Here is a 25342-nt window from a genome sequence, read left to right on the forward strand (position 1 = left end):
GACACCAGCCGCCACAGCTCCTCCGGCGAGGCCACCCCGCCCGGGAACCGGCACGCCATCCCCACGATCACCACCGGATCGTCCACCGGCGACGGCAGCCGGTCCGCAACCGGCACCGCTTCCGCCCGCGCCCCCAGGACCTCACCCAGCAAAAACCGCGCCAGCCGCTCCACCGTCGGATAGTCGAACACCAACGTCGCCGGCAACCGCAGACCCGTCACCGCCTGCAGCCCGTCGCGCAGCTCCACCGCCAGCAACGAATCGAACCCCAGATCACGGAACGACCGGGACGCGTCAACCCCCGACACACCCCGGTGCCCCAGCACCAGCGCCACCTGCCCCCGCACCAGATCCAGCAGCACCTCACCCCGCTCCACCTCGTCCAACGGCGTCAGGCGTCGTACGAGGTCGTCGACGCCGGCGCCGCGGCTCGCGACGCGTCGGCGGGGGCGCACGAGCCCGCGCAGCAGGGCGGGCACGTCTCCACCGGCCCGTACGGACCGCAGGTCGAGCGGCACGGGCAGGACGACACCCGCCCCGGTGCCCAGGGCCACGTCGAACAGGGCGGTGCCCTCTTCGACCGACACGGAACGCAGTACGTCCTCCGCGCCGGGCGCAGCGATGGGCCGGGCGGCCATGCCGGCGCCCTCGATCTGCCAGGGACCCCAGACGAGCGAGGTGCCGTTGAGCCCGTGCCGCCGGCGGTGGGACGCGAGGGCGTCGAGGTAGGCGTTGGCAGAGGCGTAGGCGGTCTGGCCGACGGTTCCGAAGGTGCCGGCGGCGGACGATATCAGGACGAACGCCTCGACGTCGGGGAGGAGTTCGTGGAGATGCCACGCGGCGGCGGCCTTCGGTGCGAGGACGGCGTCCAGCCGCTCGGGCGTCAGACCGCCGATCAGCCCGTCGTCCAGCACCCCCGCGGCATGCACGACAGCCCGGATCGACCGGCCCTCGACCAGCCGGGCCACCGCGTCGCGGTCGGCCACATCACACGCCACGACTTCGACGGCGGCGCCCAACTCGCCCAGCTCGGCAACCAGTCCGTCGGCGCTCGGTGCCTCCGCTCCCCGGCGCGAGACCAGCAGAAGCTCCCGCGTCCCGTGCACGCGCACCAGATGCCGCGCCAGGGCAGCGCCCAGTCCGCCCGTGCCGCCGGTCACCAGCACCGCACCGGACCCGGACCACACCTCCGCCCCGGCACCCGCACCCGCACCCGCACCCGCACCCGCACCCGCACCCGCACCCGGAGCGTCCGTGGCCGTACCCACGGCCGTAGCATCCCTGTCCCGGAACGCCGGAACGCGTGCGAGGCGCGGGACGACCACACCGCCGTCCCGCAGGGCCGTTTCCCGTTCGCCGGTGCCGAGGGCCTGGCGCAGTCGCGGTCCGTCGACCGGTTCGGCACCCAGGTCGAGCACGGCGACCCTGCCGGGGTGTTCGGACTCCGCGGCGCGCAGCAGGCCGCGCACCGCGGCGGTCGTCGGGTGGTCGTCGCGGAGTGCCACGACCAGGCGGGAGTGGCGGAGGCGGTCGTCACCGACCCACCGCTGGACGAGCCGCAGGACACCTGTGGTCAGCGAGTGGAGCGCGCCGACGGCGTCCGGAGCGACCGCGTCGGCGGCGACCGGCACCAGGACGGTGTCCGGCACCTCCGCCGCCGTCCGGGTGGTCGCCAGTTCGTCGAGGCTGTCGTACCGGATCACGGAGCCCGACACGTCGTCGAGGGCGTCGGCGATCTCCCCCGTCAGCGCATCGCCGCCCGACCCCGGCACGTCGCCGCCCGGGCCCGCGACCAGCGCGACCGTTCCCTCGTAGGGCGTCGCAGCGGACGCGGTCGCGGGCACGGGCACCCAGTCGACCCGGTACAGCGATTCCGCCGCCTGGGTGGTGGCGTCGTCGCCGAGGGGACGCGTGGCCAGGGTGTCCACCGTGAGGACGGGCGCGCCCGCGGTGTCCAGGACGTCGAGGGTGAGCACGCCGTCGCCCCGCGGCACGAGGTGGGCGCGCACTTCGGTGGCCCCGGAGGCGTGCAGTTCGACGCCTTCCCAGGCGAAGGGCACGCCGAGGCGGCCGGTGTCGTCGTGGGCGGAGGCGTGCAGTACGGCGTCGAGGAGTACGGGGTGCAGGCCGAAGCCGGACGGGCGGCTGCCGTCGGGGAGTACGGCTTCGGCGTACAGCTCGTCGCCCCGGCGCCACAGGGCGCGCAGGCCGCGGAAGGCCGGCCCGTAGGAGAAGCCCGCCTCCGCGAGGGTGTCGTAGAGGTCGTCGGTGTCGACCGGCTCGGCGCCCTGCGGTGGCCAGTTGGCGGTGTCGAACGCGTTCGCCCGGTCGGTGTCCTCCGCCGGTGCGAGTCGGCCGGTGGCGTGCAGGGTCCATGGGAGGTCGTCGTGGCCGTCGGGGCGGGCGTAGATGGTGACGGGCCGGCTGCCGGAGGGGTCGGGGCCGCCGACGAAGGTCTGGATCTGTACGGCGTCGTGTTCGGGCAGTTCGAGGGGGGTGGGCAGGGTCAGTTCGGTCACGCGGTCGCAGCCGAACTCGTCGCCGGCGCGGAGGGCGAGTTCGACGAAGGCCGCGCCGGGGAGGAGGACGCGGCCCGCGATGCGGTGGTCGGTGAGCCAGCGGTGCGTGGCGAGGGAGAGCCGGCCGGACAGGAGGGCGCCGTCGGAGTCGGCGAGGGCGACGGCGGCGCCGAGGAGTCCGTGGTCGGCGGGCGCGAGGCCGACGGCTCGTACGTCCCCCGCGGCGCCCCCGATGCCGGCGGCGGGCCAGAAGCGTCGCCGTTGGAAGGCGTAGGTGGGCAGGTCGACGTGCGGGGCGGGGGTGTCGGCGCCGAAGTAGCGGGACCAGTCGACGCGGGCGCCCGTGGCGTGCAGCCGGCCCAGGGCGGCGGCGACGGCCGTGGTCTCCGGGGTGTCCTTGCGCAGGACGGGCAGGGCGACGCTCTCGGCCCCGGCCGTCTCGGGGACGAGCCCGGTGAGGACGCCGTCGGGGCCGAGTTCCACGAAACGGGTGACGCCCTGGGCGGCGAGTGCGCGGACGCCGTCGGCGAAGCGGACGGTCTCACGGGCGTGGCGGACCCAGTACTCGGCGGTGCGCAGGTCGTCCCCGTCGGCGAGGGCGCCGGTGAGGGTGGAGACGACCGGGATGCGGGGCTCGTGGAACTCCAGGTCCGCCAGCGCGGCCCGGAAGCCGTCGAGCATCGGGTCCATCAGCGGGGAGTGGAAGGCGTGCGAGACCCGCAGGGACGTGGTGCGGTGACCGTCCGCGGCGAGGCGCGCGGCGATGCCGTCGACGGCCTCGGCGGGCCCCGAAACGACCACGGATGCGGGGCCGTTGACGGCGGCGACGGCGACGTCGTCGGTCAGGTACGGGCGGACCTGTTCCTCGGAGGCGCGTACGGCGGTCATGGCGCCGCCGGCCGGGAGGTCCTGCATGAGGGAGGCGCGGGCGGTGACGAGTGTGCAGGCGTCGGTGAGGGAGAGGACGCCTGCGACGTGCGCCGCGGCCACCTCGCCGATCGAGTGGCCGGCCACGAAGTCGGGTCGTACGCCCCAGGATTCGAGGAGCCGGTAGAGGGCCACCTCGACGGCGAACAGGGCCGGCTGCGCGGTTCCGGTGCGGTGCAGCGCGGTGTCGTCCGTACCCCACATGGCCGCGCGGACGCCGGGACCGAGAAGGTCCAGCGTCTCGTCGAGCACGGCGGCGAAGACCGGCTGGGTTTCGTACAAGTCCTTTCCCATGCCGAGGTGTTGGGCACCCTGGCCGGAGAAGAGGAAAGCGGTGGGGGTGCCGGTGGCGGCGTGGCGGGACAGGCCCGGGGCCGGTTCCCCGGCCGCGAGGGCGGTCAGCGCGGCGGTGAGGGTGTCGTGGTCGGCGGCGGGGAACGCGGCCCGGTGTTCGAAGGCGGTGCGGGTGGTGGCGAGGGCGCGCGCCACGTCCCGGACCGGGGGTGGGCCGTCCGCCCGGTCGAGGGCGGACAGCAGGCGGGTCGCCTGGGCGGCGAGTGCCTGTGGGGTACGGCCGGACAGCACGAGCGGGACCGGGTGCGGCGCGTCGTCCGTGGCCGGAGTCGTGGTGTCGGCGGGGGCCTGCTCGATGATCGCGTGGGCGTTGGTGCCGCTGATGCCGAAGGAGGAGACGGCGGCCCGGCGCGGCCGCCCGGTGCCGGGCCAGGGGGTGTTCTCGGTGACGAGTCGTACGGTGCCGTCCGACCAGTCGACGTGCGTGTTGGGCTCGTCGACGTGCAGGGTGCGGGGCAGGATGCCGTGCCGGACGGCCTGCACCATCTTGATGACCCCGGCGACGCCTGCGGCGGCCTGGGTGTGGCTCAGGTTGGACTTGACCGAGCCGAGGAGAAGAGGGCGGTCGGCACTGCGGCTGCGGCCGTACGTGGCGAGGAGCGCCTGGGCTTCCACGGGGTCGCCGAGGGGCGTGGCGGTGCCGTGCGCCTCGACGGCGTCGACCTGGTCGGCGGAGAGCCGGGCGTTGACGAGGGCCTGTTCGATGACGCGCTGCTGGGAGGGGCCGTTGGGCGCGGTGAGGCCGTTGGAGGCGCCGTCCTGGTTGACGGCGGAGCCGCGGACGACGGCGAGGACGCGGTGGCCGTTGCGGCGGGCGTCGGAGAGCCGTTCCAGGAGCAGGACGCCGACGCCCTCGGACCAGCCGGTGCCGTCGGCGGAGTCGTCGAAGGACCGGCACAGGCCGTCGGGCGACAGTCCGCCCTGCCTGCCGAACTCCAGGTGGGTGGAGGGGCTGGACATGACGGTGACGCCGCCCGCGAGCGCGAGGCCGCACTCGCCGTTGCGCAGCGCGTGCCCGGCGAGGTGGAGGGCGACCAGGGAGGAGGAGCAGGCGGTGTCGACGGTGAGGGCGGGGCCGGTCAGGCCGAGGGTGTAGGCGATGCGGCCGGACAGGACGCTGCCGGCGTTGCCGGTGAGGTGCAGGCCCTGGGCTCCGTCCTCGGCTCCGGCCCGGTACTCCTGGGCCATCGCGCCCATGAAGACGGCCGTTTCGGTGCCGCGCAGGGTGGTGGGGTCGATGCCGGCGGACTCGACGGCCTCCCAGGTGGTCTCCAGGACGATCCGCTGCTGGGGGTCCATGGCGACCGCTTCGCGCGGTGAGATGCCGAAGAACTCGGCGTCGAAGTCGGTGGCGTCGTAGAGGAATCCGCCGCCGGACGCGGCTGCGGAGACGGCTTGCAGGTCCCAGCCGCGGTCGTCGGGGAAGGGTCCGATGCCGTGTCTGCCGTCGACGAGGAGCTGCCACAGGCTGTCGGGGTCGGTCACGCCGCCCGGGTAGCGGCAGGCCATGCCGACGACGGCGATGGGTTCGTGGGCGGCGGACTCGAGTTCCCGGACGCGCCGCCTGCTGTTCCGCAGGTCGGCGGTGGCCCGCTTCAGGTAGTCCCTGAGCTTTTGTTCGTTGTCCATCTCAAGTCACCTCGACAGCGGTTACCGAGCGGGATGTCCCGGGTCGGCCGGTCCGGTGCGGCGAGTGGGACCCGGGGATACGCACGGGTCCGGGCGAGTCCGGTGCGGTCACGGACCAGGTCTGCGCGGACCGGCGTGGGAACTGCACGCACAGGGCGGTCGCCCCGGGGGAAGGGCGACCGCCCCTTGGAGCGACCCGGAGCCTGGGCGCACGGGGTGGGCGCGGCTTCGGGTCACGTCTTTTCTTCTGCGGGCTCTCTCGGGTGCGGCACGCGGCAAGTCTGGGCCGGGGCCCACGGGAAAAACCCTAGTAACGCGGTTGCCGCGGACGTGCGCGCGGGCGGGCGTGCGGCTGCCCTGCCGACGAGGGCAGTCGCACGCCGCCCCACGCCGCCCGAGGGAGTCGCGGCGGGTGCGCCCCGCGCGCCGGTGGGCGACCCCCTGGTGCCCGGCGGGAAGGCCGACCTGGCCGCGTGCGCTCCGCGCGCCGGTGGGCGACCCGGAGGGCTCGCCATCAGGCCGGGGGCCTGTCCGCTCCTTGGCCTGCTGGCCGGCCCGCTCCGGGATCACCGCCCGGATACCGCGTCTGCGCAGGTGGTCGCGGATCTGGCGGGAGGAGTAGGCCTGGTCGGCCAGGACCAGGTCTGGTCTGGTGCGCGGACGACCGCGCTGCCGGGGAACGCGGAGGCGGGCCACCACCTCGGTGGAGGCAGGTGCGTCGCCGACCCGGCCGGCGCTGAGGTGGAAGACCCAGGGCCGGCACCGGCCGTCGGCGGCAAGGTGGGCCTTCGTGGTCGGTCCGCCACGGGAGCGGCCGATGGCGTGGTCGTGCGGCTCGCCGGCCGGGGCCCCTTTTTGCGGGCCCCGGCCGCGTGCTGGTGAGCGCGCACGATGGTGGAGTCCACCGACACGGCCCGGCTCAGGTCCTCGTCCGCGTCGGCCTGGGCCACCAGGGCGGTGAACACCCGCTCCCAGGTGCGGTCGACGGCCCACATCCGCAGTCGGTTGCAGACGCCCCGCCAGGTGCCGTACTTCTCCGGCAGGGGCACCCACTGGGTGCCGGTCTGGAACTTGCAGGCGATTTGCAGGCGATCGCGTCGATCACCTCACGATGGTCCCCCCGCCAGCGGCCACCCCGCTTCGGCGTCCGGTCCGGGAGCAACGGCTCGATCCGCGCCCACTGCGCACCAGTCGACGGCACACCCAGACCAACGACCGACCGATCCCAACGAAACCGCCTAGCCACACGCCGTCACGGCTCCGGGCAACGACTACAACTTCCGCGTGCACGTCCGGCACGGCACCACGACCCGTACCCTCGCTGAATCCGAGATCGCCCAGCGCTCGAGATACGGAACCCCGCCCCTGCAACAGGCAGGGACGGGATTCTTCGCTGTCCAGCCGGACATCGTTTCGCCGACCGCGCCCGCGTCGAGCACGTGACCGTCCATGAACTGCTGGCCGCCCGGCTCAGCCGGAGGGCGTGGTCACTGTCGTGGGGCGGTTTCTGTAGTGGTGCGGCTGTCATGGGGCGGTACACCCCACTCCGTTCCACTGTCCTGAGAACGGCACCTCTGATCCTTCCGAGGGCTGTGCGGCGGCACGGTGGTCCGTGTCGGTCTTGCTCCCATGGGGGCATCCTCCGCGGTCGACCGAGTGCCGGCATTCTCCGTCCTGTGCTTTCACGCCGTGACCGGCAGGAACGATCGATGAAAGCTGCCGGCAGCGAAGCGGACAGGTGCGCATCCGGCCGAAAGAACGCGGTCGCTGACCTCGACTTCCATGAAGAAGCCACAGATCAGCAGGTTTTGGTCAAGATACCCCCCGGGATCAGTAACGGAATCATCAATTCCGACCGTTCCTCGTGGTGGTTGGGGTATTTAAAGTCCCGTTTTGTTCTACCGAAGCGGTGGGGCTGATTCCGGCCCGCATGCACATGACCTTCGAGGGCACGGTGCGTCGCTTTGTGTGTGTCTTGTGACAGCTTGTGAGGCGCCGGTGACCGTGTTGGGGCACCGGTCTTGACCGTCTGTCTGGCGCACTTCTGACTTCCTGTGGGGGGAAGCCGATGCATCCGCGCGTTGCGCACACGTCGTTCCGGCGTGTCCGGAGAACACACCGAACCGCTCTCGTCTCCGCGATCACCACGGCCGCCGTGGTGATCGCTGCAGCTCCCGGTCTGGCGGCGACTGCGAAGCCGACACTGCCCGAGCCGGAGACCCCGTGGACGAAGCCGACGAAGGCCGAGGCTCCCGCCACGCCGGCCGGGCCGACCCGGGCCCCCGGCTCGCAGACCGAGGCCGAGCCGTCGGCCGAGGTCGCGGCCTGGCGAGAAGCCCAGAAGGCCCGCACCGCCGGCGAGAAGACGACCAAGCGCTCGGCGTCCCGGTCGGCCGCCACCGCCTCCGATCACCTGCCCGAGGGGCAGGGAGAGGTGCCCTGGCACCAGATCGTCGACACCCGCCTGAACGACGCCCTCGTGGCGCGGGTGAATGTCTCGAACGGCAACCTGATGCTGGCGGCGACGGACTTCGACATCGCCGGCGTCGGCCAGAGACTCCAGCTCACCCGCACCTACAACTCCCTCGAGGCGCCGTGGGGGAAGGTGTCGCAGCGCTGGTGGCAGGGATACGAGCGCTACCTGCAGATCCGCGACGGCGAGACAGCGGTCTTCGACGCCACCGGCGAGCTGCTGCGCTTCACCGCCCACTCGGACGGCACGTATACGACGCCGACGGGTCACTCGAAGGACCTGAGGAAGAACGCGGACGGCACCTACACCCTGACCGACCGCAAGTCCGGCTCGAAGGACACGTACAACGAGCACGGCACTCTGCTGCGGGTGACGGACAAGAACGACGGCACGATCACCGTCGACCAGCACGACGAGGGCGCCGAGCACAAGGGCTTCAAGCTCACCGAGACCCGCTCGGGCCGCTGGATCGACCTGCTCAAGACCTACGGCGATCAGTGGCAGGCCAAGGACCACACCGGCCGCACCGCCGTATTCGACCTGGACGCGTCCGGCAACCTCGCCAAGGTCACCGACACCGCCGGCAAGGCCACCGCCTACGCGTACGACTCCTCACGCCGCCTGACGAAGGTGACCACCCCCGAGGGCACGGTCACCCTGTTCACCTACGACGCCCACAACCGCGTCACCTCCATGCAACGCGCCACCGCGTCCACGTCGAGCGGTCACACGGGCCCGACCTGGCGCTACGACTACACCGCCCCCACCCCGTCGGACGCGGGGACGACCACGGTCACGGATCCCGACGGTGACGCCACGAAGTACGTCCACAACGCCGACGGCGAGGTCACCAAGGTCACCGACCCGCTCGGGCACTCCCGTCACGCCGCCTACGAGAACCACCTCACCCAGACCGCGACCGACGCGATGGGCACCGGTGCGGACGGCACGGGCGGCAACACGACCACGTACGGCTGGGACGGCCGCAACAACGCCCTTTCCCAGAAGCTGCCGCTCGGCGCGACGGCGTCCGTGTCGGCGTACCAGACGGTCGCGGGCACCGATCTGCCCAACGACTTCACCACCGCGGACGGCCGCAAGGACACCTTCAAGTACGACACCAACGGCAACACGATGTCGGTGACGACGTCGGGCACCGCGGGCGGCACCCGTGAGTACACGTACAACGAGGCCACCCCGAAGTGCGGAGGATTCGAGGGTCAGCGCTGCACGGCGAAGGACGGCAACGGCAAGGTCACGTCGTTCGAGTACGACAGCAAGGGCAACCTGTGGAAGGTCAAGCCGCCGGCACCGCTGGGGGAGACGACCTACACGTACGACGCGCTGGGCCGGGTGGAGACGGTCAAGGACGGTCGCGGCATCACCACGGTCTACACCTACGACAACCGCGACCGCGTCCGTGAGGTCTCCTCCACCAACGCCACCGTCACCTACTCCTACGACGGTGACGGCAACGTCAAGACCCGCACGGACGCCTCGGGCACCACCACCTGGGAGTACGACAAGCTCAACCGCGAGAAGCGCCGCACCCTGCAGAACGGCGCACAGACCGTCCTGGCCTACACCCCGGGCGGTGACGTCGACTTCTACACCGACCCGACCGGCACCACCGACTACACCTGGGACAACGCCGGCCGCCTCGATCACCTGACCGATCCGTCCGGCAAGAAGACCGACTTCGACTACGACAACAACGGCAAGCGCACGAGGACCGTCTACCCCGGCGGCACCACCCAGGCCGTCACCATCGACGACAACGGCCGACCGGAGAAGATCAGGACCACGTCGGGCACGCAGACGTTCGTCGACCTCTCCTACAGTTACAAGAACACCGCGGGCAAGGACACCACCAAGATTCGCACACGCACCGACAACCTCACCAAGTACACGACCACGTACACCTACGACTCCCAGGACCGCCTCACCTACGCCCTGGAAGCCGACTCCACCGGCACCCGCAAGGCATCGTGGCTGTACTGCTTCGACAAGGCCGGCAACCTCACCAGCCGCGACGGCAGCAAGACCACCTGCCCGGGCGGCACGACGTACACGTACGACGACGCGAGCGAGCTGACCGCCAAGAACGGCTCCACGTCGGGTTGGTCCTACGACAAGCTCGGCAACGAAACCGCCGCAGCCGACAACACCCCTCGCACGGGGGAGTCCTGGACCGACCACAGCCAGCTGTCCGGCATCACCGCCGGCGGCACGACGTACGACCTGGTCCATGCCGGCACGGACAACGCGGAGCGCACCAAGCTCGGCTCGACCTGGTTCCACCACACGGCCCTCGGCCTGGCCTCCACGACCACGAACGGCGTCGACACCGGATTCGTCCGCGAACCGGCGGGCACGTTGAACTCCATGACGACTGGGGGGAAGTCCTCCTACTACCTCACCGACGCCACCGGCAACGTCCTCGGCCTCACCGACGCCACCGGCAAGCGCACCCACACCTACGCCTACGGTCCGACGGGCCTGCCCCGTGGCACCACCACCGAGGCCGTCCCCCAGCCCTACCGCTACGCGGGCGCCTACCTGGACCCGACCGGGCTGTACAAGATGGGCCACCGCTACTACGACCCCACCCTCGGCCGCTTCACCCAGCCCGACCCGTCGGGGCAGGAGACCAACCCCTACCTCTACGCGGGCGGCGACCCCATCAACAACACCGACCCGACCGGTCTGTTCTCGTTCGCTGATGCGGTGGGTGTTGTCGCCGGCACCGTGGCTGGAGGTCTCGGTGCAGCAGCAGTTGGTGCTGCGTGTATCGGTACGGCTGGCGCTGCGTGTGTCGGCGCCGCCTTCGTCACCGGCGCGCTTTGGGGTGCAGGGGGCGGCGCTGCTGGCGCCACGATTGCAGGCGGCACACAAGCGGAACGAGAGAATGGCATGTGGGGCGGCCTGATTGGTGGAGCAGTCGGGAGCTTCTTCTGAGGAGAAACGCGTGGAACGAAAAAGTCCAAAAACACTCGCGACAGTCGTCAGTTGTGCCGCTCTTACCTGCCTCGTAGGAGTTCTTGCCACTGCTGCTGGACTCTTCGACTGGCCAATTTGGCAGTCCGCCGTGCTCTTCGCTGCGGTCGGCCTCATTGCGGGCGGAATTGCCGTAGCGCGGCGAAAGTCAGTGTCGAGAAGCGGCGAAGAGACACGATGACATCCGCAGCCAACGAGATGTTACGGATGCCAGAGTACTGACTGGATCAACAGCGCCCACTGCAAGCACGAGGGCTGGCCGCCAGGCGATGACCTGGCGGCCAGCCCTCACGAGGTGGGAGCCGGCACGGGGGGCGAATCTGACCGCCTCGACTGTTCTGCTGTGATCACGTGTATGCCGGTGACCGAGGCCAGGGCGGACGTGGGCGCCCTGCCGGACGGCGAGGTGGCCCAGTGCCTGGGCGATATGCGTCGTGCCCACCCCGACCGGGCCGAACAGGATGACGGACTCGCCCGCGTGCAGCCGGCGCAGGGCGCCGAGGTCGCGGATCTGGGCGGCGGGCGGTTTCGAGGAGGTGGTGAAGCCGAACTCCTCCAGGGTGACCTGCTGCTCGCACTTTGCCCGCTGGAGCCTGTGCTGGAAGGCGACGGTCTCGCGGCGGGTGATCTCGTCCTGGCAGAGGACCTGGAGGAAGTCGAGGTGGCCGAGTTCGCCGCCGTGGGCCTGGGCGAGGCGGGCGTCGAGGGTCTCCAGCATCCCGGACAGCCTCAGGGACTTCAGGGACTCGCGCAGGGCGGTGTCCATCACGCTCATCGTGCCGCCACCTCGTCCTCGCCGTGGACCTGGTCGTCGCGGGTGTCCTCCGGGGCGTCCGGGTGTGCACGGAGCCGAACAGTCCCTGCGGGCCGTGGCTGACGCATCGGATCATCGCAAAGGCCGGTCATGGCCTGCCGAGTGGGCCCCGACCGATTCGCCGTCCCCATGGGGAGGCGTGATCGCGGGGATGGGGAATTACCTGAAGCTGATCATGCAGATCGTGGGGAATTGCCTGATCGTGGACAAGGCTGCGAACGCCAGCCGGTCGACGCTGGCGCCGGGGATCAGGTGGGCAAGTTCGGCGAGCAGCGCAGCGTGCGCGAGGACCGGCGGCGGGAGAAGGTCGGCGGCCGCCTCGCGGGCGGCCGGGTCGCGGTAGTGCTCGAGGTGTGCGGCCGGGGCGTGGGCGAGCCAGGCGTCGATGTCGGTCTGGAGGTACCCGCCGGCTCGCCGGGTCAGTTCGTCGCGCACGGCTTCGTCCCCGTCGCGGGGCTCTGTCTGTTCCAGCGTGCCGAGTTCGCGCAGCGCCTGGAGCTCGTCGGCGCGGGTGGCGGTCCGTTGCGCCTCGCGTAGTGCTGAACAGCGGCAGCGATGGCCAGCCCAGCGCGCCCCGCCCTGGCTTTGCTGACGACATCGTGAACAGGGCCGGCGAAGGGTCGGATATCGCGAAAGCGGGTTCCTCCCCCTGCTATAGATGGAAAATGTCCGCATGACGGGGAAACGGGGTGGCGGAGGAAATCCGCATACGGTCAACATCGTCTCGGGCAACGTCTTTGGCTCTGTGGTTCAGGCCGGCACCATCAGCGGTGGGGTGCACGTGCACACCGGGGAGCCGCCGGTGGTTCCGGTGCTCACGCCGGTCGTGGCCCGGGACTCGGCACCCGACGAGCTGTTCGTGGGTCGTGCCGCGCAGGTGGAGGAGTTGCTGGCCGGGATGGCCCCGGAAGGTGACGGCCGTGCAGTGGTGGTGTCCGCAGGCATGGGTGGGGTCGGGAAGACCGCGCTGGCTCGGCATGCCGCGGCGATCGCCGTGCAGCGCCAGTGGTTCACGGGCGCCGCGGTTCTGGTGGACCTGCGTGGCTACGATCCGGACGGCCGCACGGTCGCCTCGGAGGATGTGTTCGCACCGTTGCTGCGCACACTGGGGATGGCGGCGGAGAAAGTTCCCGGGACACGGGCCGAGCAGGCGGCTGTCTACCACCAGACGCTGGATCGGCTGGCCCGGCAGGGGCGGCGTGTCCTGCTGGTGCTGGACAACGCCTCCAGCGGCGACCAGGTGCGGAACCTGCTGCCGCGGCAATCGGCTCACCGCGTTCTGGTCACCACCCGCGACCGCTTGTCGGTGCCGGGCAGCCGCACGCTCGGCCTGGAGGAGCTCCCCCTCGGCGAGGCACGTGTCCTCCTCGAGGAGGCTGTCCGCGAACAACTGCCTCAGGACACCCGGATCGGCGACAACCCTGAACTGGCCGAGCGCCTGGTGCGGGCGTGCGGTGCCCTCCCCCTCGCGGTGCGCATCGTCGCGGCGATCCTCGCCGACGAGCCCGACCTGCCGATGACGACTCTGGTCGATGAATTGCGCCGGGGCGGCGACCTGCGCCACGGCGAGTTGTCGGTGGCCGGGGCGTTCGACGCGTCCTGGCGGCGCCTGCTCGTCCGCGACCCCTCGGCCGCGCGACTCGGCTGGTTATGCACCCTGCACCCCGGGCCGGTCCTGGACACCGAGGCGGCTCGGGCGCTGGACGGCCGTACCGAGGCCGAGGTGCGAGCAGGATTACGCACGCTGTCACAGGCGCATCTGCTGGGCAGGGCCGACGGGCGTTGGCAGTTGCACGACCTGGTGAGGCAGCATTTGGCAGCCCAGTCGCTGCCCGGCCTGACCGACGAACCGGCGGACGCACTGGCTCGCCTGCTGGAGCACTACCTGGAAGCCGCCCGCACGCGGGACGCGCAGTGGTTCCAGCGGGAGCGCGTCAACCTGCTCACGGCGGTTCCGGCCGCCGCCGCGGCCGGGATGGACCGTCTGGCCGCGGAACTGGCCGCGGCCGTTCGCACCTTCCTCCCCGAGCGCTCCGACTTCCCCACTCGCATCCTCCTGTGCCTGCACGAGGTCGATGCCGCAGGACGCTTCGCGGACACCGGACGCCGGGCGCAGGCGCTGCTAGCGCTCGGCAGGTCGCTGGCGGCCGCGGGACGGTTCAGCGAAGGGCTGTCTTACCTGGAACAGTCCCTGAAGCTGTGGCGGGCCATCGACGACGAGGAGTCAGTCGCATGTGCGCTGCGCTACATGGGGATCGCCCTGAACAATGGGCAGCATTTCCAACAGGCGGCGTCCGCGTACCGGGAATCCGCTCAGCGGTTTCGTGCCCTTGGGTCCCCGCTGGCGGAGGCAGCAGTAAGGGACGAGCTTGCTCTCGTGCTGGCCAACCTGGGTGAGACGGACGAGGCGCTGGCCGCTGCCTACCGCAGCGCCGCGCTTTATGCCGCCGGCGGAGATCGCTTCTCCGAATTGAACATGCGGGCCGCCGCGGCCAACATCCACCTCGGCGCGAGGCACTACCACGAGACGATCTCGGAGGCCGAGGCCGTGGAAAAGCTCGCTCGGGACGAGGGACATACCAAGGTCGAGGCCAGAGCATGTACAACGCTGGCCGTGCTCTACGGACAGAGCAACCAGCACCGGCGTTCGATCGAGTACCGCAATCGCGCTCTGCAGCTCTGCCGGGAGAGCGGTGACGAGGACCTCGAGGCCCTGCTGATGAATCGCTTGTCCATCGCTCTCACGTTCAACGGGTACGTCGTGGACGTAGCGGCCGCGATGCAGAAGGATGTCGACTACCACCGCTCGGTGGGAGACAAGAACGGTGAGGGCGAGGCACTGCACCGCCTGGGGCTCATGCTGTCCGACCGTACGAAGCACAGTGCTGCGTACCAAGTGCACCAAAAGGCCCTGGAAGTCTGGCGAGACCTGGGAAACCGGCACCGCGAGGGCGTCGAACTGGCGGCGCTCGCCAAGGCATACGCGGCGGTCCAGCGCATGACGGCCGCACGACGCGCCGCGGAGGAGGCCGTGGAGGCACTGACCGACAGCGGCGCCGTCGACGAGGTCAAAAAGGTACGAGCCTGGGCCCAGAATCTCCCCGCCGGCTCCGTAGATGAGCCCGAGGAACTGCTGAACGTCACCACGATCGCACAAGAGAAACGCGGGGGATGCGTGCAACTGCTGACGATCGTCGGCGTGGTCGTCGCGGCGGTCGTCGAAGCCCCGTGGTGGATACTCGCAGGATGGGCGCTGCTGCTGGGCAGCCTGCGCACGGCACGGGCCCTGGTGAACGGCCCAAAGCAGCGCAACTCGCCCGTCGAGCAGCAACGCGAGCCGCTGCTGGAGGCAGTATCCCTTCGGCTCGAAGGCTGCGTGTCGGTGTTTCTTACCGCCGGGCTCGCTCTGGCCTACTTCGCAGGCGGCCCCTGGTGGCTGCTCGCCGCCTGCACCGTCCTGGCCGGGTGCTGGGTCAGCGGCAGGCAAGGGGTGGTCGTCTTCCTGCTCATCGGCGCGCTCGTAGTCCACTTCGGGTGGGACACCTGGTGGGTGGCGGCCGGCCTGGTCGCTCCGTCGCTCGGATACCTCAACACCATGGGACCGGCCTTCGAGACGCAAAGGGTCGAGGTCGGATAAAGCCTACTCGGCTGGTCGACGGGCAGGGTCTGTCAGGGTGGAGTAGATCGGACCGTGGAAGTCACGGCCCTGGATCACCGTCCCGTACTGCGTGCCGCCACTGATCTCGTTGTGTACTCCCCGCACTTCGACCTGCCCCGGCGACTCGTCGATGATCGTCCGCAGCTCGGCGTACACCGCCTCTCGTTCGTCCTCTCCCAGCGACTCCAGCAGCGTCTCGAAGCGCTCCTGCCAAACCGCCTCCTGGCGTGTGCACGTCTGCTCGTCCGCACCATCTCCGCCAGCCGCCAGCGCGGCCGCGGTCCGGTCCAGTCGCTCCAGCTGCACTCGGCGGCGTTCTTCGTCACCCCGACTGAGCAGCCGCGCCACCCGGTCACGCAGCCCGTGCCACACATCCGTCCCCGCGGCCTGCACGACTGCCGTACCACCGGCCGCAGCCAGCGCCGTCATCGCCTCGTTGAGCATCGCCCGAGCCCTTCTCACCGTCACAGCACCTGACTGCACGTTAGTGCCCCATACCCACACCGAGGGCGGAAAGCGGCCCGGTACCCGATAGCGGGCCTCGGACGCGGCCGCCAGGCATCCCCCTCGCGTCTCGGGGTCGACGACGCTCTGGGACGTCACGCCCAAGCACTCCGCGGCCAAGTTGTCCGCTGCCCCATTCACGGGATCCGAGCCAGAAACCGACCTCGGAAACTGAGCCACCGCCTGGCGGCCGTGGTGACCACACGCCTGCCTATGTGACAACTATCGTGCTTTGGCTCACGGATACGTTCTTAGCAGGTCTGGAACTCGGCCGGGTCAGAACCGGAACTCTACTTGCGAGACGTGCGTGAAATCCGCGCGCAGGCCAGCGGCGCGGGTGCCCCATTTCTGTGAAATACGACTCGGTGATGGCCTCAGCGACGATCGGATGCAGGTCCTCCTCCGTCGCACCGGCATCCGCATTCCCCGCACGAACTCGATCACGGAACGGTGGGTGCAGACCCGCAGGCGCGAACTCCTCGACCGCACCTTGATCTGGAACCGGTCCCACCTGCCGCACGCGCTCCGCGAGTTCGAGTCCTTCCATAACGGGCATCGGCCTCACCGCACCCCGCACAGCGCGGCGCCGCTTCGGCCGGTCCCCGACCCGATCACCGAGCCGGACCGAGCCGGCCCCCTCGAAGTCCATCGACGTGATCGACCCGGCGGCGTCCTCCACGCGTACGCTCACGCCGGTGGACCTGCGAGGACGTAACATTCGGCACCCGCACGGCGGGGCCGTAGGCGTAGGTGTGGGTGCGCCTGCCGGTGACGTCGGTGACGGCAGGAGGCGGGTTCGTGCAGCAACGCGGCACGAACCCGCCCGAGGAACCTCGGCTATGTCAGGAGGATCCCTGCGATGCCGAGCACGATGAAAGGCGCGATGATGAGCACAGCTTTTCTTGCTGATCGGTGACGCGTCGATTCCGCGTCACTGGTGACCATCGCGCCGGTGGCGACAGCCGTCGCGATCAGCGATACCGCAAGCAGGCCGTAAGCGGCGATCTTCATTTCTCATACTCCAGCTGTAGATCGTGATCTTCATGTCTGGTTCGCGGCTTGTCGGAGGTAATGGCTGCCCTGGGCTCGGGCCTGACGGCGGCGTCGCCAGTCGGACCAGCCGAGTAGGTGGGCCACATCGTGCACGGGCCGGACGACGAGCGTCGTGAATAGTTCCTGGATCTCGTTGCAGGTGAGCGGGACCAGCCCGTTGGGAGCGGGGTCGCGGGCGTGTTCGTGGGCACGGACGACGGCGAGGAAGGCGTGGGCGAGCATGGCGAGGGTGACCCAGCGAGACCACGAGGTGAAGCGGCGGAGTTGGTGCTCGTCCAGTCCGGCCAGGCCCTTTCCGGCCTGGAAAGTCTCCCCCACCCGCCATCTCGACCCGGCGACCCGGCGACCCGGCGACCCGGCGACCCGGCGACCGCACCAGCGTGGCCAAAGGCACCGGAGCTGGCGACCAGCAGCGGTAGTAGGCCGGTTCACCGGTGGTGCGGTTGCGGCGGATCAGCGGCTGATGGCTGCCGGGGCGGGGTTCGGCCAGGTGGATGACGGCCCGGTCGTAGTAGCGGTACCCCTTGGCGCCGGCCCCGGCCGACAGCTTCTGCCAGGCCCGCTTCGGAACTTTCGCAGCCAGGGCATCCGCGTGGAACTTCCCGGCACCGGTGGTCACTTCATGGGAGCAGGCGACGGCGAGCACGTAGCCGACCCGGCGCCGGGGTTCAACCCGTGCGAACCGGCCTGCTATCCGAGGCATCAGGACCTCGAACGCCTCCTGCCAGCGGGCAGGGTCTACGCTGTGACCCGTGGCCACCGCATGATCTTCAGTCTTCACACACCGATGATCAACGGTGGCCGCACCCGTCTTCACCACCCGTCGGTCACGACGTGCGAAGACGGGGCCGTATCCCTTGCGTGTCCTGCTCGGGACACGCAGCGTTCGCCCGCCGTCTCGTGCCAGGAGGACCACATGCAACGCGGCGAAGTCTGGTGGGTCGACTTCGACGAGCGACGCCCGGTCGTGCTGCTGTCGGATGACGAGTCATCCGGTTTCCAGGCGATGCAGGTCGTTGCTCCAGCGGGCGTCGACATCAGCGGCCTGGGCGTTGAAGTGGCGATAGGCGCCCTGGAAGGACTGCCCTTCGAAGGTGTGCTGCGGTTCGCGTTCCCGGGTCCGGGCTTTACTCCTTGCACCTGGCTGACCACCGTGGCCCGGGACGACCTGATCGAGCGGGTGGGCGTGTTGTCCTCCGCGAAGCTCAGCGAGGTCGGGGAAGCCCTTCGTGCCGCTGGACAGAGGAGGGAGTGGACCCCGATGACGGCTGCCAGGCTCCACGAGATCAGAGATGCCCGCCGTCTCGGAGGACTCGAGTAGCGGACGCCTCTGCCGGCCGGCTCGATCTCGTCGACGACCGGCGGCGGCCCTCTCTCCACCACACTCCAGCAACAAGATCACGATCTACAGCTGGAGTGCTGACACCCGTCCGAGAACATGCGGGCCACCCCACCGATACCGCCCGCCATACCGGTGGTGAGGCTGATACCGCCGAGCACCTGCGCCGTGACGGCTCCTGCAGCCAAGGCTCCGCCCGCCCCCGTCGCCATGCTGACGACGCCCAAGGTCACCACGGTGATTTCTCCAGCAGAGGGAGCCAGTCCAGTGGGGTCGGTGTGGTTGACGGGGTCGCCGCCCGCGTAGAGGTAGGGGTTGGTCTCCTGCCCCGACGGGTCGGGCCGGGTGAAGCGGCCGAGGGCGGGGGCGTAGTAGCGGTGGCCCATCTTGTACAGACCCGTCGGATCCAGACAGGCGCCCGCGTAGCGGTACGGCTGGGGACGGCCTCGGTCGGCGCGGTGCGGGGCAGGCCGGTGGGGCCGTAGGCGTAGGTGTGGGTGCGCTTGCCGGTGACGTCGGTGAGGTAGTAGGAGGACTTCCCCCCGTCGTCGTGGAGTTCAGGGTGCCCGCCGGTTCGCGGACGAATCCGGTGTCGACGCCGTTGGTGGTCGTGGAGGCCAGGTCGAGCGCGGTGTGGTGGAACCAGGTCGGACCCAGTTCGGTGCGCTCGTGGTTGCTGGTGCCGGCGTGGACGAGATCGTAGGTCTTGCCGCCTGCGGTGATGTTGGAGAGCTGGCTGTGGTCGGTCCAGGTCTCGCCGGTGCGGGGGGTGTTGCCGGCTGCGGCGGTTTCGTTGCCGAGCTTGTCGTAGGACCAGCCGGTGGTGGAGCCGTTCCGGCCGGTCAGCTCGCTGGCGTCGTCGTAGGTGTACGTGGTGGACCCCGGGCAGGTGTTCTTGCCGCCGTCGCGGCTGGTGAGGTCGTCGGTGCGGGTGCGGATCCTGGAGGTGTCCTTGCCCGCGCCGGCGTAGCTGTAGGTCAGGTCGACGAAGGTCCGCGTGCCGGATGTGGTCTTGATGCGCTGGGGGCGGCCGTTGCTCACCCGCGCCGCCCGGCCGCGTCCACGGCCTCACCGCGGCCCGCACCCACCGGATCATCCGGATCCGCGAACGCCAGGGCATCCCCGTCCTCGCCGACCGCGCCCACACCGGCGCCGGCCCCTGGGTGACCACACCGGTCCGACGCCCGCCCCGCCGGGAACCCACACCGACCCAGCGCACGACGAACCGGGCCCTGTCAGCGGCACGGGCACCGGTCGAACGGGGTGTCCGCACGGCTGAAGTCCCGGCGGACCTTCCACAGGGCACGCAGCCGTCCCCACCCCGGAGCGTCAGCGCTGAAAAGGCTCACTCACAAGACATTCCATCGCGAGGTCTCGCATGCCGAAGTCCTGACCGAAGAGGGCGCAGTAGTACGCGACTTCCGGTTCACGCTCCACCCAGGTGTTGCCGGTGGGGGTCTCCGTTGTTGCGCTGTCGGGCCATCCGGCTGGTTTCCGCTGCGCTCTTCGAGATGCACAACGAATGGAACGCCTTATCTCGCCACCACCTCCCCGAAGGGGATATGGGCGATATCTACCGCAACCTCTCTCTTAGTTCCTCCATGCTACCCAACACACCGAAATGCAATCGCCAGTTGATCCCCGACACCATGACGGGGGACACTACCTGGCGGATGCGTGTTCCCGGCCGAGTGGCACTCGCTTCAATGCCCTCCTGTGCAGGTCACCGGAGGCCGTTCACCCAAAGATTACTGGGCAGTTGGCCTCAGGGTTTCGTGGTAGCGTTCCTGCTCGGAGGGACAGTGCAACCTGAAAGGGAAATCGTGAACACGGAGAAGATCGCCGCTCGCCGCCTCTCGCTGGAAGAGGTGACGAAGCTCGGCGTGCAGGACAGGCTCTTCGTTTCCGCCGACACGGCAGAACTCAAACTTCCCGACTGCTATGTCCCTGCTTTTCTGACCAAGCCCGGTGAGGATTTCGAGGGCGGCTCGATCACGGCGAGAACCATATTCCAGGAAGAGGTCTCCTGCCTTCCCGACGACGAGAACGAAGCCGGAATCTACTTGGCCGACGAGAACGGCTCGGCGACCATCGAGGTCCTCCAGTCCGCCGGCGTCGTGCTGGACCTGGCACTTTTCGTCCCTGGTGGGGACAAGGGGGCCCTCACGGCCCTTTACGCTGCGGCCCGGCAGGCGTTCGGCGCCGACCTCGTGCAGATCTGGCGCCAGGGCCTCAAGGAGGTTCCCGACGTGAAGGTCGACATCTTCGAGGAGCAGATCCCCCGGGGGCGCAAGGGGAGCGACAGCCCCAAGCGTGACCGTCGCGCGATCGACACCTACCCCACCCGTGCGGACTTCATCGAGTTCTCCGCGGGGTGGAAGCCGGTCGTCGAGATCCACAGGCCGATCGTTGACGACACCCCGACCATCTGAGGCGGCGTCACCTCTCGTCTCGGCCTGAGGGAACGCCGAGAACGCATACGCCGGACCCGGTCGACCCCTGAGCGGACCGGGGAACCGTCGGAAAACAACTCACGAACGTCGAAGCGCCGTTCCACTCGATGCCCTCGCGAGACAGCCCGCCTGACCGAGATCAGATCCTGAAGTTATTCGTGCGACAGCCCTCAGGGCTTCGAAGTGGTCAAGTGACGTCCACTTCGAGCTCGAGCGAGGTCGAGGAGCGTGAGGGGTCGGCGGGCGTCACGCGCAGTGCGGCGACGGCCGGAGGCGGTGTTCCTCGCGCCGTTCAGTCACAGGGCGCCGACCGTGAGGTCACGCCAGGTCGCCATAGCGCGGGATGCGCTGTCGGTCCGCCACCGCGTGCGCGGTGGCGGACCGAGGGACGACGACCAGCGCGTGCCGCACTCCTCGCAGCCGGATCATCTGCTGTCAGCCCGAACGCCCAGCCCAGCCGCTCATCCCGTGCGCGAGCGCCGTCCGCATCTGCACCCGTCCCTTCCGAAACCGCGGGACGACGCCAGGACGTGCGCCCGGACGGCCCCTGCGCCCGGCGGACCGATGTCCGATACCGCGCGAACCGTCACCGACGGCCGCATCCGCACACCACCGACGCACCGTCACCCGATCAGGGAGACACGACGCTGCGGCCGGGCACAGCGGCCCGGCGCTGCCCTGCCGCTCTGCGCTCCCTCGACGCCCGCACCGGACCCGGCGCGGCACGGGTGGGCGCCCCGCCCGGGGATGCCGTGACCGGGTCGCCGAGCCGGACAGCTACCGGGCGCGCCCGCGACGTCGACGTCGTCCGGGCCCGGCGTCCTTCGCATGCGTCTCATTGACCGAGTCCAGCTACGGCACTACCCCCACGCCCCCGAGCGGGTTCCGCGCGGGCTCAGTGGGGGTGCCGGGGCGGGCCGTGCGGCACCCGCCCCGGCGAGAGCGAACTGTCCGGGCTCGGCCTGGCGGAGAGGACGGTGCCGATCCCGTCCTGCGTCCGGCCGGCGGTGTCGGGCAACAGGCCGCCCACGCCCCGCTCCCCCGCCGGGTGATCCGGTCACAGCCGAGCTTCGGTGCCGCCCCGGAGGCCCGCAACCGTGGGGGCATCCGTCTCGCGTGAGACAACGCTCCGGAAGTCCGGGGCGGACGCCGGGTCCTGCGGGCGCCGGTCAGGTGGCGGTGGGCCAGCTGCGCAGCAGGGCGGCGATCTTTCCGGCGGTGCAGGCGGGGTCGAGGAGGAGGTCCTTGAGGGCGAGGGCGTCCTCACGGGCGGGTTTGACGGTGATCCCGGCGGCTTCGAGGTACATCACGCCGGTGGCGGCGGCGACGGCCAGGTTGGAGCGCTCCAGCCAGCGGCAGCGGCCCAGCGTGTGCACCAGGGCGGCGGCCTTGGCGTAGGGGCCGTCGTAGACGGGCTGCTCGAACAGTTCGGCCCGGTGGCGGGCGACCGCCGCGGCGGGGACGCCGTAGTCGTCGGGGGCCGGGTCGTCGGCCCCGGCGGCCTCGGCGACCTGCAGGATCCAGGGGACGTCGACGTGCAGGTCCATCAGGCGGCGCGCGCTCCCCGAGTCGTCTTCGTGGGCTGGCTGTCCTCGGCCTCGTCGAAGAGTGCCTGGTGGTCGGCCAGGAAGCGGGCGGCGGCGTCCACCGCGCGGGCGCGCAGGCCGCTGGCGTCGTCCTGCACCAGCCGGGCGAGGTAGTCCCCGATGCTCAGCCCCAGATCGGCGGCGCGCTTCCTCGCCAGTTCCGCGACGTCCTCGTCCACGCGTGCGCCCAGTTGTGTCTTCGCCATACCCCCATGGTAACAGGCGTTACCACACTGGCCGGGCCGTGCGGGAGCAGCGGGCCCCGCCCGTCCTCGCCCGACGGGAAGGCCCCGCACCCACGAAGGCGCGTCCCCCTCTTTCCGGCCTCCGACCCGCAGGCTCGAATCGAACGGATCTCGATCCCGCCCGGCGGGGAAGCAGACGGCCTCCAGGCACCGAAAGAAGCGACGGGACGGCACGGATCCTGGCTGTGGTGGGTGGCCAGGGTGCCCGCTCGCAAGGGGGCTTCGGCGAGATGCGGTCGACGCACTGGCCGCATCCCCGCTCCCTGCCCCCGAACGTGTCCCGCGAGAAGGCGAACGTGACGGCGTTCGCGGTCCGGCGGTTCGTCGCCCACGGCCTGCTGGTCGACCTGAGCGCGAACCCGGACGGGATGCTGCACCATCCCGTCCGGGTCGGCCAGGTCTGCCGGCGCGAGGACCTGGCGGACCTGGCACCGCCGCCGCCCCGCTCGGGCCCCGAGCAGGCCGCCGCCCGGCTCGGGGTGCGCAGGGTCGAGTTCGACTGGATGGTGCGGCTCGGCTGGGTCCGCTCACCGCAGTCGGTCGAGGTCCGCTTCAGCACCGGCCGGGCCGGGGGCCGTCGACGTCGCGCTCCGTACCACGGCGTCCGTCGACCGCGGTGCTCGCCGGACATCCGGAGGCCGACGGGGAGCAGCTGCGCGCGGTGCAGAAGGGCCGGCGCTCCCCCGCTCGCCGCCGACGTCATCTCCTCGGTCATGGCCCGCGTCCAGCGCCGTCAGGCCGCGTCGGCGACCGGCCTCAGCGACGCGGAAGCGTACCGGAACCTCGCGGGCCTGCTGCTGCACGGCCTGACGCGCTGACGGCCCACCGTGTCAGGCGTCGGGGTGTTCGCCCGCCGCCACCTTCCTGACGCGCTCCACTTGGAGCTTCGCCAGCTTCTCGAACTCGGCGTCGCCGGCGAGGTTGGTGCACTCGATCCGGACGACCGTCCCTCCGACGCGCAGCACGGCCTCCCAGGCCCAGGGCGTGCTCCTGCCGTCCTTCGTCTCGGCGAAGGCCGCGGTCTCGTCGGCGCCCGCGTCCGGTTTCACCGGCTTCACCGGGTCCTCGGCGTTCCGGGGCAACGCGGCCGCGATCATCTTGTGCGCCACGGCCGCGTTCTCCGGGGTGTCGAAGGCGAGCACGGCGAATCGCGCGAAGGCCGTTTCCGTGCCCTCCCCGTCGGGGCCGGGCCGCTCCCCGACGAGTTTCACCCGGTCGGCGGTGTGCAGCCCGGCACACACCGTCCCGGCCTCCTCCTGGCACGCGGCGGCGGACTCGGAGCCGTCGAGCAGCCTGGGCGTGTACGCCGACCAGCCCTCGGGCACGCCGACCTTGCTGGGCAGCGCCTGGGCCACCTGCTCGGCGCCGTCCAGGACGGGCGCGCCCGCCTTCCCCCACGCCCCGGCCGCCCAGCCGGGGCCCGCGTCGTCGCCCTCGTCCCCGCAGGCGGTCGACCCGGTCATCAGCGCCACACCGAGGACGATCACCGGCAGCCGGCCGGACACATTCGGTTTCCTCACGGCGTCCTTCCCACGTCGGGAGGCGGTCTCCCGCCTCCGCGTTCCCATGCCTCTCATCGTCGCGATCAGGGGATGACCAGGGAAGGAATAACTGATGCGCGGTCAGGGGGCATTGATAACCTGCCCGCATCGACGCAGGTCCGGACGGTTCTGGCGGGGGAGATGGCCACCGACCCAAGCACGCAACAACTGCGGCTGCTGCTCGCGCTCGCGGACGAACTGCACTTCGGACGGGCCGCCCGGCGCATGTTCGTCAGTCAGCCCGCGCTCAGCCGCACCATCCGCGCGCTGGAGGAGCTGTGGGGCGTGACCCTCGTCGACCGCTCCACGCGCCGGGCCGAACTCACCGCGGCCGGACAGGATCTGCTGCCCCACGCACGTGCCGTGGTGGAAGCCGCCGACACCCTGCGGGACGCCGTCCGTGAGGTCGCCCGGGGTGGGGCGCGGCGCCTGCGGATCGGCAGCTACCTGTCGGCCCTCCCCGCCCTGCGGATCATGTTCGAGGAGTTGCGGGCCCGGCACGGCGCCCCCGAGGTGGACTGGCGGGACGTGGACAACGTCGAGCAGGTGGGGGCGCTGCTCGACGGCCGGCTCGACGCGGTGGTGTGCTACGGCCCCATGCCGGAGGGCATCCGCACCCTGGCGATCGGTTCGGAGACGCGGTTCGTGTGCCTGCCCGACCGCCACCCGCTCGCGGACCGGGACGAGGTCTCCCTGGCCCAGCTCGCCGATCTGCCCGTCGTCGGCTTCTCCCCCCACGTGCATCCGCGATGGCGGGAGTTCTGGGCGGCCGATCCCCGCCCCGACGGCCGCCCCGTGCGCTACACCGCCCACGAGGTGACCACCCTGGAGTCGTCCATCGCGCACGTCAGCCTGGGGCACGGCATCCGGTTCATCTCCGAGAGCTGCCGTGCCCTCATGCCCCGCCCCGGCGTCCGCTACGTCGCCGTGACGGATCTTCCTCCCTGCACCGCGCTCCTCGCCTGGCCGGCCACGAGACCGTCCCCACCGGCCCTCGTCCACCTCCGGCGCATCCTGCGCGAACGCGCCGCCGCCCATGACGCGGGCGACCTCCCGCCCCCGGGCGGCGACGGCGTACCCGCGAGACGGTGGTGGGAGATGGGGGGCACGACGGGGCCGTAGGAAGCTGCTCGACCGGTACGGGGGTGTGACCCGGATACGCGTCAAAGGGGCAATGAGTTGATCTTGAAGCCCTGACGGGCAGCCTGAGTGCCCGGGAGAGGCCACAGCCTCGTACGAGGGTGGTGCTC

The 25342-nt window shown here is 70.7% G+C and carries 16 protein-coding genes and 2 pseudogenes; 7 read left to right on the forward strand and 11 right to left on the reverse strand.

Annotated elements, in window-relative coordinates:
- Window positions 1–5429, reverse strand: a 5429-nt coding sequence (locus tag ACZ56B_RS21530; RefSeq protein WP_468792839.1) for a type I polyketide synthase, incomplete at its 3' end; no start/stop codon positions are given.
- Window positions 5430–5537: 108 nt separating this feature from the next.
- Window positions 5538–6482 carry a transposase gene (locus tag ACZ56B_RS21535; protein WP_468792844.1) on the reverse strand — a complete coding sequence of 315 codons (945 nt, stop codon included), beginning with the start codon at window positions 6480–6482 and terminating at the stop codon, window positions 5538–5540.
- A 1102-nt stretch (window positions 6483–7584) separates the two neighbouring features.
- Between ACZ56B_RS21535 and ACZ56B_RS21540 the strand changes: the two genes are divergently transcribed.
- On the forward strand, window positions 7585–10860 hold the full coding sequence (locus ACZ56B_RS21540) for an RHS repeat-associated core domain-containing protein (RefSeq protein WP_468792848.1): 3276 nt from the start codon (window positions 7585–7587) through the stop codon (window positions 10858–10860).
- A gap of 187 nt (window positions 10861–11047) precedes the next feature.
- Here ACZ56B_RS21540 and ACZ56B_RS21545 read toward each other — a convergent pair whose 3' ends face one another.
- Window positions 11048–11674 carry an ATP-binding protein gene (locus ACZ56B_RS21545; RefSeq protein WP_468792852.1) on the reverse strand — a complete coding sequence of 209 codons (627 nt, stop codon included), beginning with the start codon at window positions 11672–11674 and terminating at the stop codon, window positions 11048–11050.
- A 198-nt stretch (window positions 11675–11872) separates the two neighbouring features.
- Window positions 11873–12148, reverse strand: a complete 276-nt coding sequence (locus ACZ56B_RS21550) for a hypothetical protein (protein ID WP_468792855.1) — start codon at window positions 12146–12148, stop codon at window positions 11873–11875.
- A gap of 238 nt (window positions 12149–12386) precedes the next feature.
- Between ACZ56B_RS21550 and ACZ56B_RS21555 the strand changes: the two genes are divergently transcribed.
- Complete coding sequence (locus ACZ56B_RS21555) at window positions 12387–15350, forward strand: NB-ARC domain-containing protein (protein ID WP_468792858.1); 2964 nt, start codon at window positions 12387–12389, stop codon at window positions 15348–15350.
- Window positions 15351–15353: 3 nt separating this feature from the next.
- Here ACZ56B_RS21555 and ACZ56B_RS21560 read toward each other — a convergent pair whose 3' ends face one another.
- From ACZ56B_RS21560 to ACZ56B_RS21570, 3 genes and pseudogenes are all read right to left on the reverse strand, one after another.
- Entirely contained in the window at window positions 15354–15815 is a 462-nt protein-coding gene (locus tag ACZ56B_RS21560) for a hypothetical protein (RefSeq protein ID WP_468792862.1), read from the reverse strand.
- An 897-nt stretch (window positions 15816–16712) separates the two neighbouring features.
- Window positions 16713–16886: a hypothetical protein gene (locus tag ACZ56B_RS21565; RefSeq protein WP_468792865.1), complete on the reverse strand. Its 174-nt coding sequence runs from the start codon at window positions 16884–16886 to the stop codon at window positions 16713–16715.
- A 30-nt stretch (window positions 16887–16916) separates the two neighbouring features.
- A pseudogene (locus tag ACZ56B_RS21570) lies at window positions 16917–17589 on the reverse strand (transposase family protein); the annotation flags it as partial.
- A gap of 255 nt (window positions 17590–17844) precedes the next feature.
- On the opposite strand from ACZ56B_RS21570, the gene ACZ56B_RS21575 reads away from it, so the two are divergent.
- Window positions 17845–18249, forward strand: coding sequence for a type II toxin-antitoxin system PemK/MazF family toxin (locus ACZ56B_RS21575; RefSeq protein WP_468792870.1), 405 nt, complete (start codon window positions 17845–17847; stop codon window positions 18247–18249).
- A gap of 77 nt (window positions 18250–18326) precedes the next feature.
- On the opposite strand, the gene ACZ56B_RS21580 is transcribed toward ACZ56B_RS21575, so the two are convergent.
- Entirely contained in the window at window positions 18327–18653 is a 327-nt protein-coding gene (locus tag ACZ56B_RS21580; RefSeq protein ID WP_468792873.1) for an RHS repeat-associated core domain-containing protein, read from the reverse strand.
- Between the two features lie 651 nt (window positions 18654–19304).
- Here ACZ56B_RS21580 and ACZ56B_RS21585 point away from each other — a divergent pair.
- Window positions 19305–19587: pseudogene (locus tag ACZ56B_RS21585) on the forward strand (transposase family protein); the annotation flags it as partial.
- Between the two features lie 503 nt (window positions 19588–20090).
- Window positions 20091–20699: a hypothetical protein gene (locus tag ACZ56B_RS21590; RefSeq protein ID WP_468792876.1), complete on the forward strand. Its 609-nt coding sequence runs from the start codon at window positions 20091–20093 to the stop codon at window positions 20697–20699.
- Between the two features lie 1190 nt (window positions 20700–21889).
- On the opposite strand, the gene ACZ56B_RS21595 is transcribed toward ACZ56B_RS21590, so the two are convergent.
- Together ACZ56B_RS21595 and ACZ56B_RS21600 are read right to left on the reverse strand one after the other, a co-directional pair.
- Window positions 21890–22267, reverse strand: a complete 378-nt coding sequence (locus ACZ56B_RS21595; protein WP_468792881.1) for a fic family toxin-antitoxin system, toxin component — start codon at window positions 22265–22267, stop codon at window positions 21890–21892.
- Window positions 22267–22512 carry a hypothetical protein gene (locus ACZ56B_RS21600; protein WP_468792884.1) on the reverse strand — a complete coding sequence of 82 codons (246 nt, stop codon included), beginning with the start codon at window positions 22510–22512 and terminating at the stop codon, window positions 22267–22269. Before ACZ56B_RS21600 ends, ACZ56B_RS21595 begins: the two co-directional genes overlap by 1 nt.
- A 269-nt stretch (window positions 22513–22781) precedes the next feature.
- Here ACZ56B_RS21600 and ACZ56B_RS21605 point away from each other — a divergent pair, with 269 nt between their 5' ends.
- Window positions 22782–23369 (forward strand): hypothetical protein, encoded by a 588-nt coding sequence (locus ACZ56B_RS21605; RefSeq protein WP_468792888.1) that lies wholly within the window; start codon window positions 22782–22784, stop codon window positions 23367–23369.
- Window positions 23370–23381: 12 nt separating this feature from the next.
- Here ACZ56B_RS21605 and ACZ56B_RS21610 read toward each other — a convergent pair whose 3' ends face one another.
- Entirely contained in the window at window positions 23382–24071 is a 690-nt protein-coding gene (locus tag ACZ56B_RS21610; RefSeq protein WP_468792891.1) for a hypothetical protein, read from the reverse strand.
- Between the two features lie 162 nt (window positions 24072–24233).
- Between ACZ56B_RS21610 and ACZ56B_RS21615 the strand changes: the two genes are divergently transcribed.
- Window positions 24234–25214 carry a LysR family transcriptional regulator gene (locus ACZ56B_RS21615; protein ID WP_468792896.1) on the forward strand — a complete coding sequence of 327 codons (981 nt, stop codon included), beginning with the start codon at window positions 24234–24236 and terminating at the stop codon, window positions 25212–25214.
- The last annotated feature ends 128 nt before the right edge of the window (window positions 25215–25342 follow it).

Source organism: Streptomyces sp. NPDC034670, from assembly GCF_055574875.1.